At 65.0% G+C, this 14,377-nt stretch carries 11 protein-coding genes and 1 tRNA gene; 6 read left to right on the top strand and 6 right to left on the bottom strand.

Annotated elements, in window-relative coordinates:
- Positions 1 to 16 precede the first annotated feature (16 nt).
- From K3172_RS08555 to thyA, 4 genes are all read right to left on the bottom strand, one after another.
- On the bottom strand, positions 17 to 1,318 hold the full coding sequence (locus K3172_RS08555; RefSeq protein ID WP_221588771.1) for a dihydrolipoamide acetyltransferase family protein: 1,302 nt from the start codon (positions 1,316 to 1,318) through the stop codon (positions 17 to 19).
- Positions 1,319 to 1,323: 5 nt separating this feature from the next.
- A complete protein-coding gene (locus K3172_RS08550) occupies positions 1,324 to 2,322 on the bottom strand; it encodes an alpha-ketoacid dehydrogenase subunit beta (RefSeq protein ID WP_221589154.1) in 999 nt (332 codons plus the stop codon).
- Positions 2,323 to 2,378: 56 nt separating this feature from the next.
- Positions 2,379 to 3,680 carry a 3-methyl-2-oxobutanoate dehydrogenase (2-methylpropanoyl-transferring) subunit alpha gene (locus K3172_RS08545; protein ID WP_221588769.1) on the bottom strand — a complete coding sequence of 434 codons (1,302 nt, stop codon included), beginning with the start codon at positions 3,678 to 3,680 and terminating at the stop codon, positions 2,379 to 2,381.
- Between the two features lie 101 nt (positions 3,681 to 3,781).
- Positions 3,782 to 4,708 carry a thymidylate synthase gene (thyA, locus tag K3172_RS08540; protein ID WP_221588767.1) on the bottom strand — a complete coding sequence of 309 codons (927 nt, stop codon included), beginning with the start codon at positions 4,706 to 4,708 and terminating at the stop codon, positions 3,782 to 3,784.
- Positions 4,709 to 4,836: 128 nt separating this feature from the next.
- Here thyA and K3172_RS08535 point away from each other — a divergent pair.
- The 4 genes from K3172_RS08535 (at position 4,837) to K3172_RS08520 (ending at position 7,002) form a co-directional block, all read left to right on the top strand.
- Positions 4,837 to 4,913, top strand: a tRNA-Pro gene (locus tag K3172_RS08535).
- A gap of 67 nt (positions 4,914 to 4,980) precedes the next feature.
- Positions 4,981 to 5,109 carry an Entericidin EcnA/B family protein gene (locus tag K3172_RS08530; protein WP_221588766.1) on the top strand — a complete coding sequence of 43 codons (129 nt, stop codon included), beginning with the start codon at positions 4,981 to 4,983 and terminating at the stop codon, positions 5,107 to 5,109.
- An 86-nt stretch (positions 5,110 to 5,195) separates the two neighbouring features.
- Positions 5,196 to 5,669, top strand: a complete 474-nt coding sequence (locus K3172_RS08525; RefSeq protein WP_221588764.1) for a low molecular weight protein-tyrosine-phosphatase — start codon at positions 5,196 to 5,198, stop codon at positions 5,667 to 5,669.
- The gene (locus K3172_RS08520) at positions 5,662 to 7,002 is read left to right on the top strand and encodes an ABC1 kinase family protein (protein ID WP_221588762.1); all 1,341 of its coding nucleotides are present in this window, start codon (positions 5,662 to 5,664) and stop codon (positions 7,000 to 7,002) included. The genes K3172_RS08525 and K3172_RS08520 overlap by 8 nt, the downstream gene beginning before the upstream one ends.
- A 21-nt stretch (positions 7,003 to 7,023) precedes the next feature.
- Here K3172_RS08520 and recG read toward each other — a convergent pair whose 3' ends face one another.
- Positions 7,024 to 9,087 (bottom strand): ATP-dependent DNA helicase RecG, encoded by a 2,064-nt coding sequence (recG, locus tag K3172_RS08515; RefSeq protein WP_221588760.1) that lies wholly within the window; start codon positions 9,085 to 9,087, stop codon positions 7,024 to 7,026.
- Positions 9,088 to 9,140: 53 nt separating this feature from the next.
- Here recG and K3172_RS08510 point away from each other — a divergent pair, with 53 nt between their 5' ends.
- Entirely contained in the window at positions 9,141 to 9,419 is a 279-nt protein-coding gene (locus K3172_RS08510; protein ID WP_221588758.1) for a succinate dehydrogenase assembly factor 2, read from the top strand.
- Between the two features lie 119 nt (positions 9,420 to 9,538).
- Positions 9,539 to 13,030, top strand: coding sequence for a transcription-repair coupling factor (mfd, locus tag K3172_RS08505; protein ID WP_221588756.1), 3,492 nt, complete (start codon positions 9,539 to 9,541; stop codon positions 13,028 to 13,030).
- Here mfd and K3172_RS08500 read toward each other — a convergent pair.
- The gene (locus K3172_RS08500) at positions 13,027 to 14,349 is read right to left on the bottom strand and encodes a GGDEF domain-containing phosphodiesterase (RefSeq protein ID WP_221588754.1); all 1,323 of its coding nucleotides are present in this window, start codon (positions 14,347 to 14,349) and stop codon (positions 13,027 to 13,029) included. The two genes, mfd and K3172_RS08500, sit on opposite strands and share 4 nt — an antisense overlap.
- Between the last annotated feature and the right edge of the window lie 28 nt (positions 14,350 to 14,377).

Raw genomic sequence — 14,377 nt, 5'->3', positions numbered from 1 at the left:
AGGACAGGCTACCACATCACGAGACCAGGATCAGCGCCGGGCTCTCGAGCAGCTTCCTAAGTGCCTGGATGAAGCTTGCCGCATCCCAGCCATCGACCACGCGATGATCGCAGCTAATCGAAATGTTCATCAGTTTGCGCTTCTCGATCCGCTCCTGGCCATCGGAACCCGTGACGTACATAGGCCGCTCGATGATCCGGTTGGGGCCGATGATCGCCACTTCGGGGCGATTGATAACCGGGGTCGTCGCCACTCCGCCAAGCGGACCGAGCGACGTCACGGTCAGGGTGCCGCCCTGCATCTCCTCGCTCTTCGCCTTGCCGGTGCGAGCCGCCTCCGCGAGCCGCGTGATCTCGTTCGCCAGCTGCCACAGGTTCTTCGCCTGCGCATCCTTGATCACCGGGACCATCAATCCGGCATCGGTCTGCGCCGCCATGCCCATGTTGACCGAACCGTAGCGCGTCACCACACCCGCCTCGTCGTCGTAGCGGGCGTTGATCATCGGGAAATCGGGCAGAGTCTTGCAGATCGCGGTGATCAGCAGCGGCAGGATGGTCAGCTTCGGCTTGTCGCCGCGATTGGCGTTGAGCTGCGCCCGCAGATCTTCCAGCGCAGTGACGTCGCACTCCTCGACATAGGAGAAGTGCGGGATGTTGCGCTTGGATGCCGCCATGTTCTCGGCGATCCGGCGGCGCATGCCGATGACCTTGATTTCCTCGTCGCCGCGGGTCTTTGCCGCGGCGCCATAGCCCCCGGTGTAGGACAGAAAAGCGTCGAGATCGCCGTGGCGGATGCGGCCATCCTCGGCCGGCTTCACCTGCGCAAGGTCGATGCCGAGGTCCTTCGCGCGCTTGCGCACGGCCGGAGTGGCCAGCACCTTGGCGTGCGGCTTAGGTTCGGGCGCTGGCGTCGGCGCGGGCAGCGGCGCGGGCTCGGGATCCGCTGCGAGAGCGTCGTCCGCATCGCTGGTGTCGGACGTCTCGACTTCGATCCGCTCCTCGACCACCTCAGCCTTCGGCGCCGGAGCCGCGTCGCTGACAGCTTCGTTTTCGTCGGCAACGTCTTCGTGCACTTCGCCCTCGACCTCGATCACGACCAGCATCGACCCGATCGAGACCATCTCGCCCTCGCCGCCGGCGATTTCGAGGATCTTGCCCGTGACGGGGCTTTCCATCGGCACGGTCGCCTTGTCGGTCATCATGTCGACGAATTCCTCGTCTTCGTTGACCGTGTCGCCCACTTTCTTGTGCCACTGCACGATCTCGGCCTCGGCGATGCCTTCGCCGATATCGGGCATTTTGAAGGTGAATTTCGCCATCGGGATCAGTCCTTCAGAATCTTGTCGAGGGCCTCGCCGATACGGACGGGACCGGGGAAGTAGGCCCACTCGAGGCTATGCGGATAGGGCGTGTCGAAGCCGGTCACGCGTTCGACCGGGGCTTCGAGATGGTAGAAGCAGCGCTCGGTCACGAGCGCCGACAGTTCCGCGCCGAAACCGCTCGTGCGGGTGGCCTCGTGGACGATCAGGCAGCGGCCCGTCCGTTCGACCGAGGCTTCGATTGCTTCGATGTCGAGCGGCACGAGCGTGCGCAAATCGAGAATGTCGGCCTCGACACCCTTCTCACGGCAGACGGCCTCGACGACATGGACCATCGTGCCGTAGGCGAGGATGGTGAGTTCGTTGCCTTCCGTGACGCGGCGCGCCTTGCCCAGCGGAATTGTGTAGTGGCCTTCGGGGACCACGCTTTCGTCGAACCGCTTCCAGGGCTGCGCGGGCTTGTCGTAATAGCCCGAGAACGGCCCGTTGTAGATGCGCTTCGGTTCGAAGAAGATGACCGGGTCATTGTCCTCGATCGCGGAAATCAGCAGCCCCTTGGCATCGTAGGGCGTCGAAGGGATCACCGTCTTCAGGCCCGACACATGGGTAAAGATCGCCTCCGGGCTCTGGCTGTGAGTCTGCCCGCCGAAGATGCCGCCGCCAAAGGGCGAACGCACCGTCATCGGCGCGATATATTCGCCCGCCGACCTGTAACGCAGGCGCGCAGCCTCGCTGATCAACTGGTCGAGGCCGGGGTAAATGTAATCGGCGAACTGGATTTCGGGGACCGGGCGCAAGCCATAAGCACCCATGCCCACCGCCACGGCGATGATGCCGCATTCGGAAATCGGCGTATCGAACACCCGGGTCTTGCCGAACTTTTCCTGCAGTCCCGCCGTGCACCGAAACACGCCGCCGAAATAGCCGACGTCTTCGCCCATCACGACGACATCGGGATCGCGTTCCATCGACACGGCCAGCGCATCGTTGATCGCTTCGATCATGTTCAGGCGGCGTTCGCTATCCGCTTCGACAGCGGGCGTGTCCTTTACCGCGGTGCTCACAGGTCCAGCCCTCCCGGGAATTTGGTCTCGCGTTCGCGGATCGCCTGCTCGCTCTGTTCCTTGAGGTGCCAGGGCAGTTCTTCGAACACGTCTTCGAACATGGTGCGGAACGGGTGATGCAGGCCATGACCGAGGATGCCGTTCGCCTCGGCCTCCTTGGTCGTCTTCTTGACGAACTCGGCAGCATCGAGATCCATTTTTTCCTGCCGCTCCTCGTCCCATTCGCCCAGCGCGATGAGATGGTCCTTGAGGCGTGTCACCGGATCGCCCAGCGGCCATTCGGTGCGCTCCTGCGCGCTGCGATAACCGGTCGGGTCGTCCGATGTGGAATGGCCTTCGGCGCGATAGGTGAAGAATTCGATCAGCGTCGGACCGGCATTCGCTCGGGCGCGGTTGGCCGCCCATTGCTCTGCCGCATAGCAGGCGAGCGCATCATTGCCGTCGACCCGCAGGCCGGCGAGGCCATAGCCGAGCGCGCGGGCGGCAAAGGTGGTGCGTTCGGCTCCGGCAAAACCGCTGAAGCTGCTGATCGCCCACTGATTGTTGATAACATTGAGGATAACCGGTGCATTGTATACCGTCGCGAAGGTGCAGGCGGAATGGAAGTCGCCCTCGGCGGTGCTGCCCTCGCCCACCCATGTCGCAGCGATCCTGCTGTCGCCCTTGATCGCGCTCGCCATCGCCCAGCCGACCGCCTGCGGGGTCTGCGTCGCCAGATTGCCGCTGATGGTGAAGAAGCTGTGCTCGCGGCTCGAATACATGATCGGCAGCTGGCGGCCCTTCAACTTGTCACCCTTGTTCGAGTAGATCTGGTTGATCATCTCGATCATGGGGTAGCCGCGCTGGATCAGGATGCCCTGCTGGCGATAGCTCGGGAAGACCATGTCGTCCGCCGCCAGCGCCATGCTGGCAGATACGCTGGTCGCCTCTTCGCCGGTGCACTTCATGTAGAAGCTCGTCTTGCCCTGCCGCTGGCCGCGAAACATGCGCTCGTCGAAGGCGCGGGTCATGGCCATGTGGCCGAGCATCTTGCGCAGGGTCTCGGGATCGAGCTTTGGGTCCCACGCCCCATGCGCCAGATTGTCGTCGCCGAGCACGCGGACCAGGCCGAAGGCGAGTTCGTGCATGTCCTTCGGATCGCAGGTCTCGTCGGGGCGCGGCGCGGTTCCGACCTCGGGAATCTGCAGGTGCGAGAAGTTGACCGTGTCGCCGGGCCGGAACTTCGGTTCGGGTACGTGGAGCGACAGCTTGGGGCGGTTCTCGCCCTGCGCCGCACCACTTTCGGGCCTGTCGGCCATAAACTCTCTCCCAGACGCAATCTTACGCGCAGGCGTTATATTATTTCACGCGCGCGAAATGGTCAAGGGATGCCAAGCTTAAGGCAATTCACCAAGCCGGATCACACGGCGACGGGCGCCTTGATGGGCCCGTGCGGCGTGTAGTCCCGAACCTCGAAATCCTCAATGCGATAGTCGAAAATCGTCGCCGGACGCCGCAAGATGGCAAGCGTCGGCTGGCCCTGCGGTTCCCGCGCGAGCTGCTCTTCGATGAGATGCTCGTGGTTGAGATAGAGATGCGTGTCGCCACCCATCCACACCAGCTCCCCCGGTTCGAGATCGACCTGCTGCGCCATCATCCGCGCCAGGAGCGCGGCCGACCACAGGTTGAACGGCAGCCCCAGCGCGACATCGCAACTGCGCTGGTAGAGCAGGCAATTGAGCCGGTCGCCCGCAACGTGGAACTGGTAGGTCTTGTGGCACGGCGGCAAGGCCATCCGGTCGAGCTCGGCGACGTTCCAGCCTTCGATGATGTGCCGCCTGCTCCCCGGATTGCTGCGCAGCGATTCGACCACCTCGGCAACCTGATTGATGCCCTCGCCCGGCTCGTAAAGTCCGTCCTTGCGATAGCGAAACGTTGGCCAGTCGACCCATTGCTTGCCATAGACAGGCCCGAGATCGCCCCAGCGCCCGGCAAACCCCTCGTCGTCTGCGATCCGCTGCACGAAATCGTCGAGCGCGATGGTCTCTCCGGTTTCCTTGACGTAGCGGGCGTGCGGCCACTCGTTCCAGATTTTCACGCCTTGCAGCACCAGCGGACGGATGTTGGTGTCACCGGTGAGGAACCACAGCATCTCGCGCGTCGCGGTTTTCCAGTAGACCCGCTTGGTGGTGAGCAGCGGCATCGCCCCGCCGGCCAGATCGAATCGCAGCGTCGCACCGAAGATGGACCGCGTCCCCACGCCGGTTCGATCGCGCCGCTCGTCCCCTTCGGTCCAGATGCGCCGCATGAGGTCGAGATATTGCTGTTCGGGATGCGATTCGGACACGGGCGGCTCGTTCTGCTAGGGAATCGTTACCTAGGATGATTTTGCCCGAATTGCCCGCTTGCGCGCATGGCATTCCACACCTATAGGGCCGCCTCTGCCTCGCGGGGTCCGCCCCGCAAGCATCCGGTCGGGGAGTAGCTCAGCCTGGTAGAGCACTGTCTTCGGGAGGCAGGGGCCGGAGGTTCGAATCCTCTCTCCCCGACCATATCATTCATTGTCGATCAAGTGATGCGCGTGCATCCTGCGGGAACCACTCCAAGGGATCGACAACCATGTTTCGCAAACTTTCCTTCGTCTCGCTGCTCGCTGCCGGAGCATTGTCGCTGTCAGCGTGCAACACCGTGCGCGGGCTCGGCGACGATCTGAAATCGGTCGCGGATGCCGGCGATCGCGTAACGTGACGATCGCTCCGCGCTAGCGGCCTCGAGGAGATTCCCTGCAGAGCCCAAGGCTTGCACCACGCCCGCCGCGAGCCCAAGTCTGGCGCATGACCACTGCCCGCGTCCTGTTCGTCTGCCTCGGCAACATTTGCCGCTCCCCTCTTGCCGAAGCAGCGTTCCGCCGCGCCGCGGAGGAGGCTGGGATCGAAGTCCACGTCGATAGCGCAGGCACGGCCGATTATCATGTCGGCCAGCCTCCGGATCCGCGCAGCGTCGCGGAGGCGCGCCGGCAAGGCATTGCAATCGACCACTATCGCGGCCGCCAGCTGGTCGAAGAGGACTTTCGCCGGTTCGACTTCATCCTCGGCATGGACCGTTCGAACATGGCCAACATTGCACGCCGCGATCCTGGCGACGGCACGGCGCGCGTGGCGATGCTGCTCGATCTGGTGCCGGGGCAGGAGGGGCGCGAAGTGGGCGATCCCTATTACGGCGGCGCCGACGGGTTCCGCCAGACATGGTCGGAGGTCGAGGCGGGAGCAAAAGCGCTGGTTGCGGTGTTGATCGATCGCAATGACTGACGACATCGACGGCAAGCGCGAACGGCACCGCTCCGTACCTTCGACACGGGCCGGGCGCCTCGCCGGATTCACGCGCCTCGCCGGCGGCGTGGCCGGAGGCATGGTGAGCGAAGGCGCGCGGCGGCTGGTGGCGGGCGAACGGCCGAGCATCGACCAGCTGATCCTTACACCCGGGAATGCCAAGCGGCTCGCCGATCGCCTCGCACATCTGCGCGGCGCGGCGATGAAGCTGGGCCAGATGATTTCCATGGACGCTGGCGATTTCCTGCCGCCCGAGCTGGCCGACATCCTCGCCCGGTTGCGCGACCGGGCGAACTTCATGCCGCCTCGCCAGCTCGACAAGGTGCTCACCGCCGAATGGGGCAAGGATTGGCGGCGACAGTTCCGCCGGTTCGAACCGCGACCGATCGCGGCCGCCTCGATCGGCCAGGTGCATCGTGCGCTGACGAGCGACGGCCGGCTTGTCGCGATCAAGGTCCAGTATCCCGGTATCGCGCAGAGCATCGATTCCGATGTCGATAACGTCGCGTCACTGCTCAAGGTTGCGGGACTGCTGCCTAAAGAGCTCGAAATCGCGCCCCTGCTCTCGGCAGCAAAGCAGCAGCTGCACGAAGAAGCCGATTACCAGCGCGAAGGCGCGATGATGCAGGGCTATGCCGAACTGCTGGCCGGCGACGAACGCTTCGTGGTGCCGACACTGGACACCGAACTGACCCGCGAGCGCGTGCTGGCGATGAGCTACGAGGAAGGGCGCCCGATCGAGAGCTTGGCCGAGGAACCGCAGGAGGTCCGCGACCGTGTCTTCACCCACCTTATCGAGCTGGTCGCACGCGAGCTGTTCGATTTCGGTACTATGCAGACCGATCCCAATTTCGCCAATTACCGCTACCGTGCCGCTGACGAACGCATCGTCCTGCTCGATTTCGGCGCCGCCCGCCCGGTTTCGCCTGAGATCGCGCAATCCTATCGGCGGCTGCTCCAAGCCGGGCTCGACGAAGATCGCCAGAGGGTGACCGAGGAAGCGGTTGCGGCGGGATTTCTGAATGCCAAGGCTGTCGCGCGTCATCCCGAACGGGTCGCCCGCGTGATCGACATCATCGTGAGCGAAATGGCGAGCGAAGACCGTTTCGACTTCGGCGACCGGGCCTTCGTGCCGGAAATCCGCGATACGGTGGCACCGCTGATCGATGACCGGGAAAGCTGGCACCTGCCCCCTGCGGAAACGCTGTTCGTCCAGCGCAAGGTCAGCGGGACGGCGCTGCTCGGCGCGCGGCTCAAGGCCAGGGTCGATGTTCGCCGGATCGTTTCCGATACGCTTGCGCGGACGGAATGAGCCAGGCGTCTTTGCATGCGCCTAACCTCCGCGCAGCGTTTTCACTCCATAATCGCGTTCGAACAAATAGAGCAGGATCCGCGCCGCCTCTCCCCGCGGACCTTCGAGGCCGCCGTCGCGCTCCATCAGCAAGCGGGCATCGTCATAGGCCTTGGGCAGGAGTTCGGTGATCTGTTCGAGGGTGGCGATTGTGAACGGCGTGTCGCCCGACTGGCGGGTGCCGAGCAGCTCGCCCCCGCCGCGTAAACGCAGATCCTCTTCGGCGAGCAGGAAGCCGTCCTGCGTCTGTCGCATCAGCTTGAGCCGCTCCTGAGCGGTTTCGGACAACGCCTCCCCATGCAGCAGGACGCAGAAACTCTTCTCGCTTCCGCGCCCCACACGGCCCCGCAATTGATGCAACTGCGCCAAACCGAAGCGCTCGGCCTGTTCGATCACCATCAGCGTCGCATTCGGTACATCGACCCCAACTTCGATCACCGTAGTGGCCACCAGCAGCTTGGCATCGCCGCTGGCGAACCGCTCCATCGCCGCATCCTTCATCTCTGGCGCGAGCTGGCCGTGGACCAGAACGACGTCGTTTCCGAACCGCTCCTTGAGCGTCGCATAGCGTGCCTCAGCAGCGGCGATTTCTTCGGGCCCGTCCAGCTCGCGGACCATCGGGCAGACCCAGTAGGCCTGCCGCCCCTCGGCGATTTGCGCGGCGAGCCGGTCGACGAGTGCGCCGATCCTGTCCTGCCCCATGACAACGGTATCGATCGCCTGCCGACCGGGCGGCAGCTCGTCGAGCTTGCTCACGTCGAGCTCGCCATATTGCGCCAACGTCAGCGTCCGCGGGATCGGCGTTGCGGTCATGGCGAGGACGTGTGGGGCGCGCTTGCCCTTGCTCGCCAGCATCAGGCGCTGGCCGACCCCGAAGCGGTGCTGTTCGTCGATCACCACCATCGCGAGATTTCTATAGGCGACCTTGTCCTGGAAAATTGCGTGGGTGCCGACCACGATGTCGATGCTGCCGTCGAGCAGCCCCATCAAAGTGCCCTCCCGCGCCCTGCCCTTGTCGCGGCCGGTCAGCAGCGCGACCTTGGCTCCGGTCGGCTCAGCCATGCGGCGCAGGCTTTCGTAATGCTGGCGCGCTAGGATCTCGGTGGGTGCAAGCGTCGCAGCCTGAGCGCCCGCTTCGACCGCGATCAGCATGGCTTCCAGCGCCACCACCGTCTTGCCCGCACCGACGTCGCCCTGGAGCAGGCGCAGCATCGGCGCTTCCTGCGCCATGTCGCCTTCGATCTCCGCTATCGACCTTTTCTGGGCACCGGTCAGCGGGAACGGCAGGTCGAGCTTGCCGCGATAGCTGCCATCGCCGCGCAGGGCCTGCCCCTTGCGCTTGCGATTGTCCGCGCGCACCAGCATCAGCGCGAGGCTGTTGGCGAGCAGTTCGTCATAGGCGAGCCGGTCGCGCGCGGCCTTGTGCTCGCCCTTGTGCGCCAGCACCAACGCATCGCGCCAGGCTGGCCAAGCGGCCTTCTCGACCTGGCGCGGCTCGATCCATTCGGGAAGCTCGGGCGTGCGAGTTAGCGATTGGTCGATCAGGCCCGCCACCTTTGGCTGGGTCAGCCCCTCCGATAACCGATACACCGGCTCGCACAGGCGCTGCAGTGTCTCTCCGCCTTCTTCCACCACATGGTCGGGATGAACGATCTGGAGCATGTCCCCGAACCGCTCCAGTTTTCCCGCGACCCAGCGGGTCTCACCCACGGGGAGCTGCTTCTTCGCAGTATAGGAGGCACGACCGAAGTAGGTCAGCGCGAGGACGTTGCCCACGCCGTCCTGTGCCAGCACCCGATAGGGCGCGCGCGGCGAACGCCCGCCGCGGTGCTCGATGACCTCCAGCTTGACGACGATCTGCTCGCCCTCGCCTGCCTCGTCGAGGCTCTGGACCGCCCGCCGCGTCACGAAGCGTTCGGGGAGGTGGTAGTCGAGATCGCGCACCCGCGTGAGGCCGAGCCGTTCGAGCGGCTTCTTCAGCTTCGGCCCCACGCCGTCGAGCGTTTCCGTCTCGGCAAACAGCGGATTGAGGTCTTCGGGGCGCATGCGCCTCGCTATAGCCGCTTGCGCGCCTTTGGCGAGTGCCCTACCCGCCCCCCATGCCCGAACTTCTCACCTTCGACGGCCGCAAGCAGCGCGCGAAATTCCGCGCCTGGCACCGCGGCACGCGCGAGGCCGATTACATGATCGGCGGCTTCTTCGATCGCTACCACGAAGGCTGGGGCGAGGACGAGCTGCGCTGGTTCGAGGCCCTGCTCGAGGAAGACGACGTCGATGTCATGGCCTGGGCGCTGAAGACGCAGCCGACGCCGCCCCGCTTCGAGGGGACGCTGATGGAAGCGATGCAGCAGCTGGATTACGTCGACATTCCGCGTTGACGACCGGCCCGCGGGCACTATCTCGTCGCTGACGTATTCATGAAGCACCCCCTTCCCGAACGGGCAGGGGGCAATCGTGCGTGTGCGATGCGTCGCAGCGCCCCGACGACAGGACCCCGATGCCCGACCTTTCCCGCATCCTGAAAGCCAAGTCCCCGCTCACGCTGGCGCAGGTCGCGCGCGGCGCGCAGCCGCTGGTCATGGCCGATCTCGCCCGGGCAAGCACCGGACGCGCGGTGTTCATCGCGCCCGACGATGCGGCGATGCGCGGCATCGTCGATGCGGCAGCCTTTTTCGCGCCCGAGCTGGAGGTGATCGAGTTCCCCGCATGGGATTCGTTGCCCTACGACCGCGCGAGCCCGGCCCTGTCGATCAGCGCCCGCCGGCTCGCGGCGCTGCATCGCCTGCAGGCGGGTAAGGCAAAGGCGCAACTGGTCGTCACCACCGCCAACGCCGTGCTCCAGCGCGTCCTCACCCCCTTCCGCATTCGCGAAAGCGTGCGCGAGTTCAAGGTCGGCACCGAGATCGGGCGCGACAGTCTCGCGGCGCTGCTCCAGCGGCAGGGCTACAGCCGCACGGATACCGTCATCGACAAGGGCGAATATGCGATCCGCGGTTCGATCGTCGATGTCTTCCCCAGCGGGATGGACGAGGCATTGCGGCTCGACTTTTTCGGCGACGAACTGGAAAGCCTGCGTAGCTTCGATCCGAACACGCAGATGAGCACCGGGCGGCTCGCATCGCACCTGCTGCTGCCCGCCAGCGAAGCGCTGCTGGATGAGGACAGCATCAAGCGGTTCCGCAGCCGGTATCGCGAAATGTTCGGTGCCAACGCCACGCAGGACCCGCTTTACGAAGCGGTCAGCGACGGGCGGCGGCTGGCGGGCATGGAACACTGGCTGCCGCTGTTCGAGGAGAAGCTGGCGACGCTGTTCGATCACCTCGGCAAGGAGGATCTGGTCGTCATCGACCAGGCTTCACTTGCCGCTGCGGACGAGCGGATCAAGGACGTCGGCGACTATTACGCCCAGCGCACCGCAATTACCGGACAGGCCAAGGGCAATTACCGCCCCTTGAAGCCCGAAGCGCTCTATCTGACCGAGGGGGAGTTCAAGTCGGCCCTCGCCGATGCACCCGCCCATCGCGCCACGCCGTTCGACGAGCCCGAGAGCGACACGGTCGTGAATTTCGGGTTCCGCTCGGGCCGCGATTTCGCCCCCGAACGCGCGCGCGGCGACAATGTCTATCCCGTGCTTGCCGACCATCTCAAGGCACTCGGCAAGGCGGGCAAGCGCCCGCTGCTGGCGACCTATTCGAAGGGCAGCCGCTCGCGAATCGCCTCGATCCTGGACGAAGCCGGCACACCAGTTGCGCTGGCCGAAACCTGGCAGGAGGCCCTCGGCCTCTCCGCCAAGGGCAAGCCTGCGGCAATGGTGCTGCCGGTCGAGGCCAGCTTCGCAAACGACGAGATGGAACTGCTGACCGAGCAGGACATCCTCGGCGACCGGCTCGTGCGGCGAAAGCGCAAGCGCAAGGATGCCGATGCCTTCCTCGCCGAACTGCAGGCACTCAGCGTGGGCGATCTGATCGTCCATACCGAACACGGCATCGGCAAATACCTCGGCCTCGAGCCGATCCCGGTCGGCAAGTCGAAGCATGATTGCGTCCAGCTGGAGTATCGCGGCGGGGACAAGCTGTTCATCCCGGTCGAGAATATCGATGTGCTCAGCCGCTACGGCTCGTCCGAGGAAGCAGTCCAGCTCGACAAGCTCGGCGGCGAGGCGTGGCAGAAGCGGCGCGCGCGCCTGAAGGAGCGCATCCGCGAGATCGCGGGCGAGCTGATGCAGGTGGCCGCCCAGCGTGCGCTCAGGAAAGCGCCGGTGCTGGAAGTCGAAGAAGGCCCCTACAACCAGTTTCTCGACCGCTTCCAGTACGAGGAAACGGACGACCAGGACCGTGCCATCGCGGACGTCCTTTCCGACCTCGAAAGCGGCAAGCCGATGGACCGCCTCGTCTGCGGCGACGTCGGTTTCGGCAAGACAGAGGTCGCGTTGCGCGCCGCCTTCGTCGCGGCAATGAACGGCCAACAGGTCGCCGTGGTCGCGCCGACCACGCTCCTCGCCCGCCAGCATTTCGAGAATTTCCGCCAGCGCTTCAACGGCTTCCCGCTCAAGGTCGGCCGCCTGTCGCGGCTCGTCCCCGCCAAGGAGATGAAGGACACGCGCGACGGGCTGGAGAGCGGTGATGTCGACATCGTCGTCGGCACGCATGCAATCCTGTCGAAGCAGACGAAGTTCAAGAACCTCGGCCTCGTGATCGTGGACGAGGAACAGCGCTTCGGGGTGACGCACAAGGAAAAGCTCAAGCAGCTGCGCGCCGATGTGCACATGCTGACGCTGACCGCCACGCCGATCCCGCGCACGCTGCAGATGGCGATGACTGGTCTGCGCGAGCTCTCCACCATCCAGACGCCGCCCGTCGACCGGCTCGCGGTTCGCACCTACGTCATGGAATGGGACGACATGGTGATGCGCGAGGCGCTGCTGCGTGAACATCACCGCGGCGGGCAGAGCTTCATTGTCGTCCCGCGCATCTCCGACATGGAGCAGGTGTCAGACTGGCTCCACGAGAACGTGCCCGAAGTGAAATTCGTTTCCGCGCACGGCCAGATGGGGGCAGGCGACATCGAGGAGCGGATGAGCGCCTTCTACGAGGGCAAGTACGACGTCCTGCTGGCGACCACCATCGTCGAAAGCGGGCTCGACCTGCCGAGCGCGAACACGATCATCATCCACCGCGCCGATATTTTCGGCCTCGCCCAGCTCTACCAGCTGCGCGGGCGCGTCGGCCGCTCGAAACTGCGCGCCTATGCCTATCTGACCTATGCGGCGGACACGCAGCTGTCCGAAGTTGCGGAGAAGCGGCTCAAGGTGCTGGGCGATCTCGACAGCCTGGGCGCGGGCTTCCAGCTGGCGAGCCACGACCTCGACATACGCGGCGCGGGCAATCTGCTCGGCGACGAGCAGTCGGGCCATATCCGCGAGGTCGGTTTCGAGCTCTACCAGTCGATGCTGGAGGATGCGATCCTGGCGGCCAAGGCCGGCGAAATGGGTCTGGAGGCGAAGCCCGAACGCGTCAGCCCGCAGATCACGGTCGATGCGCCGATCATGATTCCGGAAGACTACGTGCCCGATCTCGCCGTGCGCATGGCGCTCTATCGCCGCTTGAACGACGCGCAGGACAAGGCCGAGATCGAGGCGCTGGCGGCGGAGATGATCGACCGTTTCGGCGAACTGCCGGCCGCCACCGCCAACCTCGTCAGGCTGATCGAGATCAAGCACCAGGCTATCGCCGCCAATATCGCCAAGATCGATGTCGGCGCCGCGGGCACGCTCGTCACCTTCCACAATGACGATTTCCCCGACGGGCCGGGCCTCATTGCCTATGTCGACCGCCTGCAGGGCACGGCAAAGCTGAGGCCGGACATGAAGCTGGTGATCAGTCGCGCGTGGAACTCTCCCGAGAGCCGTCTCAACGGGCTGTTCCAGTTGACCAAGGGGCTGTCGGGCATCGCGCGCAAGGCGAAGAAGCGCGAGAAGGTAGCGGCCTAGTTGCCCGCGAGCTTGAGGAAGTCGTCCGCCGCCATCGGTTCCGCGCGCAGGAAGCCCTGGTAGTATTCGCAGCCTTCGGCAGCAACCAATGCGCGCTGTTCTTCCTTCTCGACCCCTTCGACCACCACGGCGAGGTCGAGCGCGCGCGCCATCGCGATGATTGCCCGGAACACGGCGAGGTCACGCTCGTCCTCGAGCACACCGTCGATCATGGAGCGGTCGAGCTTGATGCAATCGATCGGCAGGACCTTGAGATAACGGAAGTTGCAGAAGCCCGCGCCGAAATCGTCGAGCGCGAGGCGAATGTCGAAAATCTTGAGCTGGTCGAGCACGTGGCCGACGCGATCGAGATCTGCGAGCAGCACCTGCTCGATGATTTCCAAAGTGATGCGCGCGAGGGAGAAGCCGGTCTTTTCGGCGAGCCGCGCGAATTCCATCGCGAAGCTTTCGGCAGCCAGATCGGCCGGCGTGATGTTGAGCGACAGGCGCAGGTGCGGGGGCCAATGGACCGCCTGCTCGAGCGCCCGCTGCGCGATGTGGCGCGAGAGGTGCGCGACATGGTCCGCGCGCTCGGCAATCTGGAACAGCGAGCTCGCGCCCACACGGCCGATGACGGGGTGATGCCAGCGCGCCAGTGCCTCGGCCCCGATCATCCGATCGTCCTCGAGCGCATATTGCGGCTGGAAGAGGATCTCGATCTCGTCATTGTCGATGGCCGCCAGCAAGTCGGCTTCGAGCTCGCGGAAGGATCGGGCCGAGCGCGCCATTTCGCCGCTCGACCAGTCGATCCGCCGGCCCTGCCCGGTCCGCATCTGTGCAGCCACTTCGGACAGGCGATCGAACACGCGATCGGCATCGTCCTCCTGGGTGACGCGCATCAGCGCGATCCGCGGCCATAGCCGCAGGCTGGTGCCATCGTCCTCCGGACTGGCGATCGGCATGGCGATCGCATCGGCCAGCGCTTCCGCCAGCCACTGCCAGCGTTCCCGGCTGCATTGCTGGCGCGAGAGGAGCAGGAATGTCCCCCCGCTGATCCGCGCTGCCAGCCAGGCGGTGCTTTCCAGCTCGTCGACGGCAAAATGCGTGATGCGCTGCGCCACTTCGACCAGGGCTCCGTCACCGGCGCTCTCCCCGAAGGCGACGTTGACCGTGTCGATCCGCCCGAGCGTTATCATCATGGCGTGGATCGGGCAGGCGATCGTCTCGCGCGGCCAGTCATTCTGCCAACGGGCAATCGTGGCACGCGCCTGCGCAACATCGGCCAGGCCGGTCAGTCGATCTCGTGACTCATGCATCATATCGTTGGGCAGGCTTGCCATGTGAACGCCCTTATCGCGACCCGGGGTG

The organism is Qipengyuania proteolytica (assembly GCF_019711565.1).
Classification (GTDB): Bacteria; Pseudomonadota; Alphaproteobacteria; order Sphingomonadales; family Sphingomonadaceae; genus Qipengyuania; species Qipengyuania proteolytica.
The sequence above is the reverse complement of the archived record's forward strand: the minus strand, read 5'-3'. Positions and strand labels throughout refer to the sequence as shown.